The organism is Bacillus sp. cl95 (assembly GCF_900115925.1).
Lineage (GTDB): Bacteria > Bacillota > Bacilli > Bacillales > Cytobacillaceae > Neobacillus_A.
In genome coordinates this window covers 1-13,240 of the sequence record NZ_FOYF01000011.1, presented here as the reverse complement: position 1 = coordinate 13,240, position 13,240 = coordinate 1, and the positions used below count along the sequence as shown (strand labels likewise).

Sequence of the window (13,240 nt, the reverse complement as noted above, 5' to 3'; positions counted from 1 at the left end):
AGATATTATATATATAACAGGAGGTGTGACTGATATGACCAAAGGAATCTTAGGAAGAAAGATTGGAATGACTCAAGTATTCGCTGAGAACGGAAACCTTATTCCGGTTACTGTAATTGAAGCAGCTGCAAACGTAGTTCTTCAAAAGAAAACAATTGAAATCGATGGTTACGAAGCGGTTCAATTAGGTTTTGAAGATAAGCGTGAAAAGGTTTCAAACAAACCAGAAAAAGGCCACGTTGCAAAAGCAAGTACTACTCCTAAGCGCTTCGTTCGCGAATTCCGCGGAATAGATTTAGCTGGGTATGAAGTTGGTCAAGAAGTCAAAGTTGATATTTTCGCTGCAGGCGATGTAATTGATGTTACAGGAATCTCAAAGGGTAAAGGTTTCCAAGGTGTTATTAAACGCCACGGACAATCAAGAGGCCCAATGGCTCACGGTTCTCGTTATCACCGTCGTCCTGGTTCTATGGGACCTGTTGCTCCTAACCGCGTATTCAAAGGCAAGAAATTGGCTGGACGTATGGGTGGAGAACAAGTAACTGTACAAAACCTTGAAATCGTAAAAGTTGACGTTGAACGCAACCTACTTTTAGTTAAAGGTAACGTACCTGGACCAAGAAAAGCATTAATCAAAGTTAAAAGTGCGGTTAAAGCATAATAACTTCACAAGAAAGGAGGAAATGGAATGCCTAAAGTAGCATTATTTAACCAAAGCGGAGCTCAAGTTGGAGAAATCGAACTTAGTGCATCTGTATTCGGTATTGCACCTAATGAGCATGTACTATTTGAAGCTGTTGTGATGCAACGCGCTTCATTACGTCAAGGAACTCATAAAACAAAAATTCGCTCTGAAGTAGCCGGTGGTGGACGTAAGCCTTGGAAGCAAAAAGGCACAGGCCGCGCTCGTCAAGGTTCTATCCGCTCTCCACAATGGCGTGGCGGTGGTACGGTCTTCGGTCCGGTTCCACGCAGCTATAGCTACAAATTGCCAAAGAAAGTACGTCGCTTAGCAATCAAATCTGCTCTTTCTTCTAAAGTATTGGAAGAGAACATTTTAGTATTGGAAAGCCTTGCTTTCGAAGCACCAAAAACAAAGGACTTCAAGAACCTCTTGAAAGGTCTTTCTGTTGAGAAGAAAGCATTGATCGTTACAGCTGACCTAGAAGAAAACGTAGCATTATCTGCTCGTAACATTCCTGGTGTAACAGTAGTTACAGCTGACGGAATCAATGTGTTAGATGTTTTAAATCATGACAAGTTGATCATGACGAAAGCAGCAGTTGAAAAAGTAGAGGAGGTGCTTGTATAATGGATGCTCGCGATATCATTAAGCGCCCCGTTATTACTGAACGTTCTTCTGATTTAATGGCTGAAAAGAAATATACGTTTGACGTAGATGTGAGAGCTAACAAAACTCAAGTTAAACACGCTATCGAAGAAATCTTCGGCGTAGACGTTGAGAAAGTTAACATCATGAACTACAAAGGTAAGTTCAAACGCATGGGTAAATTCGGCGGATTCACAAACAAACGTCGTAAGGCGATTGTTAAATTAACTACTGACAGCAAAGAAATCGAATTTTTCGAAGCATAATATTTTAACAAGAAGAGGAGGGAAAAAGAATGGCGATTAAAAAGTACAAACCTACCTCCAATGGTCGTCGTGGTATGACTAGCTCTGATTTCGCTGAAATCACAACTAGCACACCTGAAAAGTCCTTACTTGCTCCTTTAAAGAGAAAAGGCGGCCGTAATAACCAAGGTAAGTTAACTGTTCGTCATCAAGGTGGAGGCCATAAGCGCCAATATCGTTTGATTGACTTTAAGCGTAATAAAGATGGCATTCCAGGACGAGTTGCTACTATCGAGTACGATCCAAACCGTTCTGCGAACATCGCATTGATTAACTATGTTGATGGAGAAAAGCGTTACATCCTTGCTCCTAAAAACTTAGAAGTTGGAATGGAAGTAATGTCTGGACCAACTGCAGATATTAAGGTAGGTAACTCTCTACCATTAATCAACATTCCAGTGGGTACTGTAATCCACAACATCGAATTAAAACCAGGAAAAGGCGGACAATTGGTTCGTTCTGCAGGTACATCTGCACAAGTTCTTGGTAAAGAAGGTAAATACGTTCTTGTTCGTTTAACATCTGGTGAGGTTCGCATGATCCTTTCAGCTTGCCGTGCTTCTATCGGTCAAGTAGGTAATGAACAACACGAATTGATTAACATTGGTAAAGCAGGTCGTTCACGTTGGTTAGGCAAGCGCCCAACAGTTCGTGGATCTGTAATGAACCCTAACGACCATCCACACGGTGGTGGTGAAGGACGTTCACCAATCGGACGTAAGTCACCAATGTCTCCATGGGGTAAACCAACTCTTGGATTCAAGACTCGTAAGAAAAAGAACAAATCAGATAAGTTTATCGTACGTCGTCGTAAAAAATAACGGGATTGAACTACGGTTCCAAAGCCGAACCGTAGAACAGTCACGAAGGGAGGTTCAACCATGGGTCGCAGCTTAAAAAAAGGACCTTTTGTTGATGAGCATTTAATCACAAAGATCGAAAAGTTAAATGAAACTGAAGCGAAGCAAGTTGTTAAGACTTGGTCTCGCCGTTCTACGATCTTCCCACAATTTATCGGCCACACTGTTGCAGTATATGATGGTCGTAAACATGTGCCTGTATATGTTACTGAAGACATGGTAGGCCACAAGCTTGGAGAATTCGCTCCAACACGTGCTTACAAAGGTCACGGTAATGACGATAAGAAAACAAGACGTTAATGAGAGGAGGGCATCCTGATGCAAGCTAAAGCTGTTGCAAGAACAGTTCGTATTGCTCCTCGTAAAGCTCGTTTAGTCGTAGATTTAATTCGAGGTAAGCAAGTCGGTGAAGCAATCGCAATTTTAAACTTAACTCCTAAAGCATCTTCACCAATCGTGGAAAAAGTTTTAAAATCTGCTATCGCAAATGCTGAACACAATTATGAAATGGATATTAATAGCTTGGTTGTAGCACAAGCATTCGTTGATGAAGGTCCAACGCTCAAGCGTTTCCGTCCTCGTGCAATGGGTCGTGCAAGTGCAATCAACAAGCGTACTAGCCATATTACTATCGTATTATCAGAGAAGAAGGAGGGGTAATCTGTGGGTCAAAAAGTAAATCCAGTCGGTTTGCGTATCGGAATCATTCGTGATTGGGAGTCAAAATGGTACGCAGGTAAAGACTACGCTGATCTTTTACATGAAGACCTTAGAGTGCGCGAGTACATCGCAAAGCGTTTAAAAGATGCTTCTGTTTCTAAGGTAGAAATCGAGCGCGCTGCTAACCGCGTTAACGTAACTATTCACACTGCAAAGCCAGGTATGGTTATCGGTAAAGGCGGTACAGAAGTTGAAGCTCTTCGCAAAGCTTTAAACCAACTTACTGGCAAGCGTGTACACATCAACATCCTTGAAATCAAACGTGCTGATATGGATGCGAAATTAGTAGCAGAAAATATCGCTCGTCAATTAGAAAATCGTGTATCTTTCCGTCGTGCGCAAAAGCAAGTTATCCAACGTGCAATGCGTTCTGGTGCTAAAGGTATTAAAACAATGGTATCTGGCCGTCTAGGCGGAGCAGACATCGCTCGTTCTGAAAGCTACAGCGAAGGAACAGTTCCACTTCATACACTTCGTGCAGATATCGATTACGCTACAGCTGAAGCTGATACTACTTATGGTAAACTTGGCGTAAAAGTATGGATCTATCGTGGAGAAGTCCTTCCTACAAAGAAGAAAACTGAGGAAGGAGGCAACTAATTATGTTATTGCCTAAACGCGTTAAATATCGCCGTCAACACCGTGGTAAAATGCGCGGTCAAGCAAAAGGCGGAACTGAAGTAAACTTCGGTGAATTCGGTTTGCAAGCTACTGAAGCTTCATGGATCACTAACCGACAAATCGAATCTGCTCGTATTGCTATGACTCGTTACATGAAACGTGGCGGTAAAGTTTGGATTAAAATTTTCCCACATAAGCCTTATACAGCTAAGCCTCTAGAGGTTCGAATGGGTTCCGGTAAAGGTGCTCCTGAGGGCTGGGTAGCTGTTGTTAAGCCAGGAAAAGTAATGTTTGAAATCGCAGGTGTATCTGAAGAGGTTGCTCGCGAAGCATTACGTCTTGCAATGCACAAACTTCCTATTAAATGTAAGTTTGTAAAACGAGAAGAAATTGGTGGTGAATCAAATGAAAGCTAATGAACTTCGTGACCTTACCACTGCTGAAATAGAACAAAAAGTTAAATCCTTAAAAGAAGAGCTTTTCAACCTTCGCTTTCAATTGGCGACTGGACAACTTGAAAACACGGCTCGCATTCGTGAAGTACGCAAAGCGATTGCTCGCATGAAAACTGTGATTCGTGAAAGAGAAATCGGCGTCAACAAAGGATAATTGAGAGGAGGTTCTCCCAATGAGTGAACGTAACCAACGTAAAGTTTACACTGGGCGCGTTGTTTCTGACAAAATGGATAAAACCGTTACTGTCATGGTTGAAACATACAAAAAGCATTCCCTTTATGGTAAACGCGTTAAGTATTCTAAAAAGTTTAAGGCTCATGATGAGCAAAACGAAGCAAAAACTGGCGATATCGTACGCATCATGGAAACTCGCCCACTATCTGCCACAAAACGCTTCCGTTTAGTTGAAGTTGTAGAAAAAGCAGTTATCATTTAATTGTTCGGATTAAGCTGTATTCCGAAGGGAGGTTACACACATGATTCAACAAGAATCACGTTTAAAAGTTGCTGACAACTCTGGTGCTCGTGAAGTACTTACAATCAAAGTTCTTGGTGGTTCAGGCCGCAAGACTGCTAATATCGGTGATATTATCGTTTGTACAGTGAAACAAGCAACACCAGGTGGCGTTGTTAAAAAAGGTGACGTTGTTAAAGCAGTTATCGTTCGTACAAAGACTGGTGCACGTCGTACTGATGGATCTTACATTCGTTTCGATGAAAACGCATGTGTAATTATCAAGGATGATAAGAGCCCACGTGGAACACGTATCTTTGGACCAGTTGCCCGCGAACTTCGCGAAAACAACTTTATGAAAATTGTATCATTAGCTCCAGAAGTACTTTAATTTAAATTCAATTGCCTTTAAGGAGGTGCGTACAGATGCATGTAAAAAAAGGTGATAAAGTTATGGTCATCTCTGGTAAGGATAAAGGTAAAACAGGTGTGATCCTGTCTGCTTTTCCTAAACAAAGCCGTGTCCTAGTGGAAGGTGTTAACATCGTAAAGAAGCACTCTAAGCCTTCTCAAGCGAATCCACAAGGTGGCATTAACAGCCAAGAGGCACCTATTCATGTATCAAACGTTATGCCTATCGATCCAAAGACTGGTAATCCTACTCGTGTAGGTTCTACAACGGTTGATGGTAAGAAGGTCCGCGTTGCGAAAAAATCCGGTGAATTTCTAGATAAATAGTCAAATAAAGAAGGGAGGTACAATAAATGAACCGCCTAAAAGAAAAATTTCTTAAAGAAACTACTCCTGCTCTTATGAGCAAGTTCAACTATAAATCAGTTATGCAGGTCCCACAACTTGATAAGATCGTTATCAACATGGGTGTAGGTGACGCTGTATCAAATGCAAAAGCTCTTGACAATGCAGTAGAGGAATTACAAATCCTTTCTGGTCAAAAGCCGGTTGTAACTCGTGCGAAGAACTCTATCGCTGGCTTCCGTCTACGTGAAGGTATGCCAATCGGTGCTAAAGTTACTCTACGTGGCGAGCGCATGTACGAATTCTTAGATAAATTGATCTCTGTATCACTTCCACGTGTACGTGATTTCCGCGGTGTATCTAAAAAGTCTTTTGACGGCCGTGGTAACTACACATTAGGTGTTAAAGAACAGTTAATCTTCCCTGAAATTGATTACGATAAAGTAAGCAAGGTTCGTGGTATGGATATCGTTATTGTAACGACTGCTAACACTGATGAAGAGGCTCGTGAATTATTAACTCAATTCGGAATGCCATTCCAAAAGTAATCGCTAAATAGAGGGAGGCGAAAACGTGGCTAAAAAGTCAATGATTTTAAAACAAAAACGCACGCCTAAACATCCGGTCCAAGCGTACACACGCTGCGAGCGCTGCGGACGTCCGCACTCTGTATACCGTAAATTTAAGCTTTGCCGTATTTGTTTCCGTGAATTAGCATACAAAGGACAAATTCCTGGTGTGAAAAAAGCTAGCTGGTAAACCCCAATTTTGGGAAGGAGGTAAAAATAATGGTCATGACAGATCCTATTGCGGATATGCTTACCCGCATTCGAAATGCGAACATGGTTCGTCACGAAAAGTTGGAAGTACCTGCTTCCAACATGAAGAAAGAGATCGCTGATATCCTTAAGCGTGAAGGTTTCGTGCGCGACGTTGAATTAATCGAAGACAACAAGCAAGGTATCATCCGTATCTTCTTAAAATACGGTGCAAATAACGAACGTGTTATCACTGGTCTAAAAAGAATTAGTAAGCCTGGTCTTCGTGTATACGCTAAGTCTACTGAGGTTCCACGCGTACTTAATGGTTTAGGTATTGCACTAGTATCAACTTCACAAGGTGTTTTAACTGACAAGGAAGCTCGCGCTAAACAAGTCGGTGGAGAAGTACTAGCATACGTTTGGTAATCGAGTTTTTGAAAGAATGGAGGTGCACTAAATGTCTCGTGTAGGTAAAAAACCTATTGAAATCCCAGCAGGAGTTACTGTAACTCTTGATAATAATACTGTTACTGTAAAAGGAGCAAAAGGCGAACTTACTCGTTCTTTTAGCCCTGATATGGAGATCAAGATCGAAGAGAATGTAATCACTATTACACGTCCTTCTGATATTAAGGAACACCGCGCACTTCACGGTACTACTCGTGCTGTACTTGCAAACATGGTTGAAGGTGTATCTAAGGGTTACGAAAGAACTCTTGAATTAATCGGGGTTGGTTACCGTGCTCAAAAGCAAGGTAGCAAGCTTGTATTAAACGTTGGATACTCTCACCCTGTTGAAATCGAACCTGAACAAGGATTGGAAATTGAAGTGCCTGCTAACACGAAAATTATCGTAAAAGGTACTGATAAGGAGCGCGTTGGAGCACTAGCTGCTAACATCCGCCAAGTCCGTCCTCCAGAGCCGTACAAAGGCAAAGGGATTCGTTACGAAGGCGAATTTGTTCGTCGTAAAGAAGGTAAAACAGGTAAGTAATGCCGCATAAGTAAACGAAAGGAGTGACATAAATGATTACGAAGCTTGATAAAAACGCTACTCGCAAAAAGAGACATGCTCGTGTTCGTGCGAAACTTAGCGGTACTGCAGCTCGTCCTCGTTTAAATGTGTTCCGTTCCAGCAAACACATTTATGCTCAATTAATTGATGATGTTAATGGAGTAACTCTAGCGAGTGCTTCTACATTAGATAAAGATTTCGGTCTTGATTCTACCGGCAACGTTGAAGCAGCTAAAAAGGTCGGAGAACTAATTGCTAAGAGTGCGGTAGAAAAAGGTGTATCAGCAGTCGTTTTTGACCGTGGAGGATACCTATATCATGGCCGTATCCAAGCATTAGCTGATGCTGCTCGTGAAAACGGCTTAGAATTTTAATAGACAGGAGGGACACATAAGATGCGTCGTATTGATCCAAACAAACTTGAACTTGAAGAACGCGTAGTTACCGTTAACCGTGTAGCTAAAGTTGTTAAAGGCGGACGTCGTTTTCGTTTCACTGCTCTAGTAGTAGTTGGTGACAAAAACGGTCATGTCGGTTTCGGTACTGGAAAAGCACAAGAAGTTCCAGATGCTATCCGTAAAGCTATCGAAGATGCGAAGAAAAACCTAATCGAAGTACCTATGGTAGGTACAACTGTACCTCACTTAGTTATCGGACGTTTCGGTGCTGGTGAAATCCTTCTAAAGCCTGCTTCTGAAGGTACAGGAGTAATCGCTGGTGGACCAGTTCGTGCTGTACTTGAATTAGCTGGTGTTGCCGACATCCTGTCTAAATCTTTAGGTACAAACACACCAATCAACATGGTTCGCGCAACGATCGACGGTTTAAAACAATTAAAACGTGCTGAAGACGTAGCGAAACTACGCGGTAAATCAGTAGAAGAACTGTTAGGATAAGGAGGGAAAACAATGGCGAAATTAGAAGTTACCCTCACTAAAAGTGTGATTGGTCGTCCACAAGACCAACGCAAAACAGTTGAAGCTTTAGGATTACGCAAAGTTAACCAAACAGTTGTCCAACAAGATAATGCTGCTATTCGTGGTATGATCACCAAAGTTGCTCACCTGGTAACGGTTAAAGAACAATAATCGATTCTTCTCTTTCATAAGGAGGTGCCCATATGAAACTTCATGAGTTAAAGCCTGCAGAAGGTTCTCGTCAAGAACGTAAACGCAAAGGCCGTGGTATTGGTTCCGGAAACGGAAAAACTGCCGGTAAAGGTCACAAAGGTCAAAACGCTCGTTCCGGTGGCGGTGTTCGCCTAGGATTCGAGGGTGGTCAAACTCCTTTATTCCGTCGTTTGCCTAAGCGTGGATTCACAAACATTAACCGTAAAGATTACGCTATCGTAAATCTTGATGCTTTAAACCGCTTTGAAGAAGGTACAGAAGTTACTCCAGAACTTCTTATCGAATCAGGCGTTGTTAGCAACGAGAGAGCAGGAATCAAAATTCTTGCAAAAGGTAAGATTGAGAAAAAGCTTACTATTAAAGCTAACAAATTCTCCTCTGCTGCCAAAGAAGCTATCGAAGCTGTTGGCGGAAGCATAGAGGTGATCTAATGTTCCAGACTATCTCCAATTTTATGCGCGTGGGTGAAATTAGACAAAAGATCGTTTTCACCCTACTTATGTTAATCGTATTTCGCCTAGGTACATTTATTCCTGTACCTGGTGTAAATGCTGAAGTTTTACAAGCACAAGATCAACTAAGTGTTTTCGGAGTGCTGAATACATTTGGCGGTGGCGCCCTAAAGAACTTCTCTATTTTTGCGATGGGTATCATGCCGTATATCACAGCATCGATCATCATTCAGCTTTTGCAGATGGATGTCGTGCCTAAATTTACGGAATGGTCTAAGCAAGGAGATGCAGGACGCCGTAAACTTGCTCAGTTTACACGCTACTTTACTATTGTGCTTGGATTTATCCAGGCATTCGGCATGTCATACGGCTTTAATGGTATTGCCGGTGGCCAACTCATTGAAAATGCCGGAATTCCTGCGTACTTGTTAATAGCTACTGTTTTAACTGGTGGTACTGCATTCCTAATGTGGTTAGGTGAGCAAATTACTGCAAAAGGTGTTGGAAATGGTATTTCCATCATCATCTTTGCTGGTATCGTTGCGGGTATCCCTACAACTATTAACCAAATTTATGCTCAACAGTTTGAAGATGCAGGTGAACAATTGTTCCTTCGTATCATCACTGTTCTTCTAATCTTATTAGCTGTAGTAGCTATAGTTGTGGCAGTAATCTTTATTCAACAAGCTCTACGTAAGATTCCGATTCAATATGCGAAAAAAGTTGTTGCTGGTCGTAATTCTACGGGTGGACAATCAACACACTTACCTTTAAAAGTAAATGCAGCTGGTGTAATTCCAGTTATTTTCGCAGTATCATTTATCATTACTCCAAAAACGATAGCATCGTTTTTTACTCAAAACGACGTTACGCTATGGATCCAAAGAGTCTTTGATTATACCCATCCGATTGGAATGGTATTATACAGCGCATTAATCATTGCTTTCAGCTATTTCTATGCTTTTATCCAAGTTAATCCTGAACAAGTTTCAGAGAACTTGAAAAAACAGGGCGGTTACATTCCTGGAATCCGTCCCGGAAAAAGCACTCAGGAATACTTGACACGCGTGTTATACCGCTTAACTTTTGTAGGCTCTTTATTCTTAGCCGCGATTGCTGTACTTCCAGTTGTATTCATCAAGTTTGCAAACCTTCCTGCCTCTGCTCAAATTGGCGGAACGAGCTTATTGATCGTTGTAGGTGTAGCACTTGATACTATGAAGCAACTTGAAGCACAGTTAGTGAAACGTCACTACAAAGGTTTCATTAAATAACTGGTTTAAGGGGACATTTTGTTCCCTTAATGCCAATTAGAGACTGAGGGGGAACACGTGTGAATTTAGTATTAATGGGCCTTCCGGGTGCCGGTAAAGGTACGCAAGCCGAGAAAATCGTCGATAAATACGGCATCCCTCATATCTCAACCGGAGATATGTTCCGTGCAGCTATGTCAGAAGGAACGGAACTTGGTTTAAAAGCTAAATCTTTCATGGACAAAGGTGACCTAGTTCCTGATGAAGTAACGATCGGAATTGTCCGTGAGCGTTTAAGTAAAGACGACTGCAAGAAAGGTTTTCTACTTGATGGTTTCCCAAGAACAGTGCCACAAGCAGAAGCTTTGGAAAATATGCTGAGCGATTTAGGTAAGAAAATCGATTACGTTATCAACATTGACGTAGACCAGGATATCTTGATGGGGCGCCTAACTGGCAGACGTATTTGTAAAAACTGTGGTGCGACATATCATTTAATCTTCAATCCTCCAACTAACGAAGGTACTTGTGACCGTTGTGGCGGAGAATTGTACCAAAGAGCAGATGATAATGAAGACACAGTTAAAAACCGCTTAGACGTAAACATTAAACAATCTAAACCATTATTGAACTTCTATGAAACGAACGGTTCATTACGTAACATTGATGGTCAACAAGAAATCGGTAAGGTTTTTGTTGATATTGAAAAGTTACTTGGAGGCTTACTTTAATGATCATTTGTAAAACTCCACGCGAACTTGATATCATGCGTGAGGCCGGCCGTATAGTTGCTCTTACCCACCAGGAGTTAAAAAAACACATTGCTCCAGGTATTACGACTAAGGAACTTGATAAAATAGCTGAGGATGTCATCCGAAGCCATAAGGCAATTCCTTCTTTTAAAGGGTACAATGGTTTTACTGGCAGTATCTGTGCTTCTGTGAATAATGAACTTGTTCATGGAATCCCAGGGAACCGAGTATTGGTTGAGGGCGATATTATCAGCATTGATATTGGAGCCGAATATAATGGCTACCACGGTGATTCTGCCTGGACGTATCCCGTTGGTAAAATAGATGAGGAAACGCAGCGTCTTTTAGATGTAACGGAACAATCACTATTTAAAGGCCTTGAAGAAGCTAAACCAGGTGAACGGCTATCGAACATCTCACATGCGATTCAAACTTATGTAGAAGCTAATGGTTTCTCTGTTGTACGCGAGTATGTCGGACACGGAATAGGGCAAGACTTACATGAGGATCCTCAAATTCCTCACTATGGTCCCCCAAACAGAGGTCCACGTCTCAAGCCTGGAATGGTGCTTGCTATTGAACCGATGGTGAATGCAGGAAGCCGGTATGTTAAAACACTGGCAGATGATTGGACAGTCGTTACGGTGGATGGCAAGATGTGTGCTCATTTTGAACATACGATTGCGATTACTGAGACAGGCTTTGAAATTTTTACAAAAGCTTAATCGAAGTGCTCACCACATATGATTTGTTCCAGTTCCGCAATGGAAACATATAGTTTCTAGAAAAAAAGCGGGCACGATAGTGATCAATATGCTATAATAGTAAGGTTGGTTGATGAATGGTTTTGTAATCCCATGGAAATGCTCATTTTTGTGTAGATCTAAGGATTAAAATTTATACATCTCTAACTTTTTGATTATATATCCCATTAAGTTCAGTGCAGTATTCACTAAAAGGATGCGTCAATAACGGGATGACCGTTATGCACTTACAAATGATGAATCAAACCTATCTGATAAAGAGAAGGGAGACAAGTAGATGGCAAAAGATGATGTAATTGAAATCGAAGGTAAAGTACTAGAAACTTTGCCGAACGCCATGTTTAAGGTAGAATTAGAAAACGGTCATACTGTGCTTGCTCACGTTTCAGGTAAAATCCGAATGCACTTCATTCGTATTCTTCCTGGAGATAAAGTAACTGTTGAGCTCTCTCCATATGACTTAACTCGCGGAAGAATTACGTACCGCTTTAAATAGTCACATTCACTCCGTACTATCAAGGAGGTTAGGATAATGAAAGTAAGACCATCAGTCAAACCGATCTGCGAAAAGTGTAAAGTTATCCGTAGACGCGGAAAAGTTATGGTTATTTGTGAAAACCCTAAACATAAACAAAAACAAGGTTAATCTTGAAGGAGGTGCGCTTTAATATGGCACGTATTGCTGGTGTAGATATTCCACGTGAAAAACGTGTAGTAATCTCTTTAACTTACATTTATGGTATCGGTAAAAATACTGCACAAAAGGTTCTTGCAGAAGCAGGAGTTTCTGAAGATACTCGTGTGCGTGATTTAACTGAAGACGAGTTAAATAAAATTCGTGAAATCATCGACAAATTAAAAGTTGAAGGTGACCTTCGTCGTGAAATTTCCCTAAACATCAAGCGTTTAATGGAGATTGGCTGCTACCGCGGTCTTCGTCACCGTCGTGGTTTACCGGTTCGCGGACAAAACACGAAAAACAACGCTCGTACACGCAAAGGTCCTCGTAAGACTGTAGCGAACAAGAAGAAATAATCGGTAAAGGAGGTACTCTTTTAAATGGCACGTAAAACTAATACACGTAAAAAGCGTGTGAAAAAGAATATAGAAGCTGGTATTGCACATATCCGTTCAACATTTAACAACACAATCGTGACGATCACTGATGTACACGGTAACGCTATTTCTTGGTCTAGTGCTGGTGCGCTTGGATTTAAAGGTTCACGTAAATCAACTCCGTTCGCAGCTCAAATGGCTGCTGAATCTGCAGCAAAAACTTCTATGGAACATGGTTTGAAAACTTTAGAAGTAACTGTTAAAGGACCAGGAGCTGGCCGTGAAGCAGCAATTCGTGCTCTACAAGCAGCAGGTCTTGAAGTTACTGCTATCAAAGACGTTACACCGGTTCCACATAATGGATGCCGCCCACCAAAACGCCGCCGTGTTTAATTTTTCTGTATAGAATTTGTATCCCTGTCTATAATGGGATATGATACTAATTTTTTAGTTGTACAGGATCAATTATTCCAGTTGTTGTGCACAAAACGGGAACGTATACATGGGGGAATTTCGGTTAATGTTACATTAGTCCGAGATTTCGACGTTTTGAAG

The 13,240-nt window shown here is 41.4% G+C and carries 27 protein-coding genes; all 27 read left to right on the top strand.

The window, feature by feature from the left end; translation table 11 throughout:
* Positions 1-34: 34 nt before the first annotated feature.
* Positions 35-661, top strand: coding sequence for a 50S ribosomal protein L3 (gene rplC / locus BMZ31_RS19100; RefSeq protein ID WP_090833514.1), 627 nt, complete (start codon positions 35-37; stop codon positions 659-661).
* Positions 662-688: 27 nt separating this feature from the next.
* Entirely contained in the window at positions 689-1,312 is a 624-nt protein-coding gene (rplD, locus tag BMZ31_RS19095) for a 50S ribosomal protein L4 (RefSeq protein ID WP_090833513.1), read from the top strand.
* Complete coding sequence (gene rplW / locus BMZ31_RS19090; RefSeq protein WP_175478183.1) at positions 1,309-1,596, top strand: 50S ribosomal protein L23; 288 nt, start codon at positions 1,309-1,311, stop codon at positions 1,594-1,596. Before rplD ends, rplW begins: the two co-directional genes overlap by 4 nt.
* A 29-nt stretch (positions 1,597-1,625) precedes the next feature.
* Positions 1,626-2,456 carry a 50S ribosomal protein L2 gene (gene rplB / locus BMZ31_RS19085; protein ID WP_090833511.1) on the top strand — a complete coding sequence of 277 codons (831 nt, stop codon included), beginning with the start codon at positions 1,626-1,628 and terminating at the stop codon, positions 2,454-2,456.
* A 60-nt stretch (positions 2,457-2,516) separates the two neighbouring features.
* The gene (gene rpsS / locus BMZ31_RS19080) at positions 2,517-2,795 is read left to right on the top strand and encodes a 30S ribosomal protein S19 (protein WP_090833510.1); all 279 of its coding nucleotides are present in this window, start codon (positions 2,517-2,519) and stop codon (positions 2,793-2,795) included.
* An 18-nt stretch (positions 2,796-2,813) separates the two neighbouring features.
* Positions 2,814-3,155 (top strand): 50S ribosomal protein L22, encoded by a 342-nt coding sequence (rplV, locus tag BMZ31_RS19075; RefSeq protein ID WP_090833509.1) that lies wholly within the window; start codon positions 2,814-2,816, stop codon positions 3,153-3,155.
* Positions 3,156-3,158: 3 nt separating this feature from the next.
* On the top strand, positions 3,159-3,815 hold the full coding sequence (rpsC, locus tag BMZ31_RS19070) for a 30S ribosomal protein S3 (protein WP_090833508.1): 657 nt from the start codon (positions 3,159-3,161) through the stop codon (positions 3,813-3,815).
* Positions 3,816-3,817: 2 nt separating this feature from the next.
* The gene (gene rplP / locus BMZ31_RS19065; protein ID WP_090833507.1) at positions 3,818-4,252 is read left to right on the top strand and encodes a 50S ribosomal protein L16; all 435 of its coding nucleotides are present in this window, start codon (positions 3,818-3,820) and stop codon (positions 4,250-4,252) included.
* Entirely contained in the window at positions 4,242-4,445 is a 204-nt protein-coding gene (gene rpmC / locus BMZ31_RS19060) for a 50S ribosomal protein L29 (protein ID WP_090833506.1), read from the top strand. The genes rplP and rpmC overlap by 11 nt, the downstream gene beginning before the upstream one ends.
* A 19-nt stretch (positions 4,446-4,464) precedes the next feature.
* Entirely contained in the window at positions 4,465-4,728 is a 264-nt protein-coding gene (gene rpsQ, locus BMZ31_RS19055; RefSeq protein WP_090833505.1) for a 30S ribosomal protein S17, read from the top strand.
* 40 nt (positions 4,729-4,768) lie between these two features.
* Positions 4,769-5,137: a 50S ribosomal protein L14 gene (gene rplN / locus BMZ31_RS19050; protein WP_090833504.1), complete on the top strand. Its 369-nt coding sequence runs from the start codon at positions 4,769-4,771 to the stop codon at positions 5,135-5,137.
* 35 nt (positions 5,138-5,172) lie between these two features.
* The gene (gene rplX, locus BMZ31_RS19045; protein WP_090833503.1) at positions 5,173-5,484 is read left to right on the top strand and encodes a 50S ribosomal protein L24; all 312 of its coding nucleotides are present in this window, start codon (positions 5,173-5,175) and stop codon (positions 5,482-5,484) included.
* A 26-nt stretch (positions 5,485-5,510) separates the two neighbouring features.
* Positions 5,511-6,050, top strand: coding sequence for a 50S ribosomal protein L5 (rplE, locus tag BMZ31_RS19040; protein ID WP_090833502.1), 540 nt, complete (start codon positions 5,511-5,513; stop codon positions 6,048-6,050).
* A gap of 25 nt (positions 6,051-6,075) precedes the next feature.
* Positions 6,076-6,261, top strand: coding sequence for a type Z 30S ribosomal protein S14 (locus BMZ31_RS19035; RefSeq protein WP_090833501.1), 186 nt, complete (start codon positions 6,076-6,078; stop codon positions 6,259-6,261).
* A 29-nt stretch (positions 6,262-6,290) separates the two neighbouring features.
* A complete protein-coding gene (rpsH, locus tag BMZ31_RS19030) occupies positions 6,291-6,689 on the top strand; it encodes a 30S ribosomal protein S8 (protein ID WP_090833500.1) in 399 nt (132 codons plus the stop codon).
* A gap of 31 nt (positions 6,690-6,720) precedes the next feature.
* Positions 6,721-7,257: a 50S ribosomal protein L6 gene (gene rplF, locus BMZ31_RS19025; protein ID WP_090833499.1), complete on the top strand. Its 537-nt coding sequence runs from the start codon at positions 6,721-6,723 to the stop codon at positions 7,255-7,257.
* Positions 7,258-7,289: 32 nt separating this feature from the next.
* Positions 7,290-7,652, top strand: coding sequence for a 50S ribosomal protein L18 (rplR, locus tag BMZ31_RS19020; RefSeq protein ID WP_090833498.1), 363 nt, complete (start codon positions 7,290-7,292; stop codon positions 7,650-7,652).
* Between the two features lie 21 nt (positions 7,653-7,673).
* Complete coding sequence (rpsE, locus tag BMZ31_RS19015) at positions 7,674-8,174, top strand: 30S ribosomal protein S5 (RefSeq protein ID WP_090833497.1); 501 nt, start codon at positions 7,674-7,676, stop codon at positions 8,172-8,174.
* A 12-nt stretch (positions 8,175-8,186) separates the two neighbouring features.
* Positions 8,187-8,366 carry a 50S ribosomal protein L30 gene (gene rpmD, locus BMZ31_RS19010; RefSeq protein ID WP_090833496.1) on the top strand — a complete coding sequence of 60 codons (180 nt, stop codon included), beginning with the start codon at positions 8,187-8,189 and terminating at the stop codon, positions 8,364-8,366.
* Between the two features lie 32 nt (positions 8,367-8,398).
* Positions 8,399-8,839: a 50S ribosomal protein L15 gene (rplO, locus tag BMZ31_RS19005; protein ID WP_090833495.1), complete on the top strand. Its 441-nt coding sequence runs from the start codon at positions 8,399-8,401 to the stop codon at positions 8,837-8,839.
* The gene (gene secY, locus BMZ31_RS19000; protein ID WP_090833494.1) at positions 8,839-10,134 is read left to right on the top strand and encodes a preprotein translocase subunit SecY; all 1,296 of its coding nucleotides are present in this window, start codon (positions 8,839-8,841) and stop codon (positions 10,132-10,134) included. Before rplO ends, secY begins: the two co-directional genes overlap by 1 nt.
* 59 nt (positions 10,135-10,193) lie before the next feature.
* Positions 10,194-10,844, top strand: a complete 651-nt coding sequence (locus tag BMZ31_RS18995) for an adenylate kinase (protein ID WP_090833493.1) — start codon at positions 10,194-10,196, stop codon at positions 10,842-10,844.
* Complete coding sequence (gene map / locus BMZ31_RS18990; RefSeq protein WP_090833492.1) at positions 10,844-11,590, top strand: type I methionyl aminopeptidase; 747 nt, start codon at positions 10,844-10,846, stop codon at positions 11,588-11,590. Before BMZ31_RS18995 ends, map begins: the two co-directional genes overlap by 1 nt.
* A 316-nt stretch (positions 11,591-11,906) precedes the next feature.
* Complete coding sequence (infA, locus tag BMZ31_RS18985) at positions 11,907-12,125, top strand: translation initiation factor IF-1 (RefSeq protein WP_034676129.1); 219 nt, start codon at positions 11,907-11,909, stop codon at positions 12,123-12,125.
* A gap of 36 nt (positions 12,126-12,161) precedes the next feature.
* Complete coding sequence (rpmJ, locus tag BMZ31_RS18980; protein WP_000868344.1) at positions 12,162-12,275, top strand: 50S ribosomal protein L36; 114 nt, start codon at positions 12,162-12,164, stop codon at positions 12,273-12,275.
* Between the two features lie 23 nt (positions 12,276-12,298).
* Complete coding sequence (gene rpsM, locus BMZ31_RS18975) at positions 12,299-12,664, top strand: 30S ribosomal protein S13 (protein WP_090833491.1); 366 nt, start codon at positions 12,299-12,301, stop codon at positions 12,662-12,664.
* A 24-nt stretch (positions 12,665-12,688) separates the two neighbouring features.
* Positions 12,689-13,078, top strand: a complete 390-nt coding sequence (rpsK, locus tag BMZ31_RS18970; RefSeq protein ID WP_090833490.1) for a 30S ribosomal protein S11 — start codon at positions 12,689-12,691, stop codon at positions 13,076-13,078.
* Positions 13,079-13,240 lie beyond the last annotated feature (162 nt).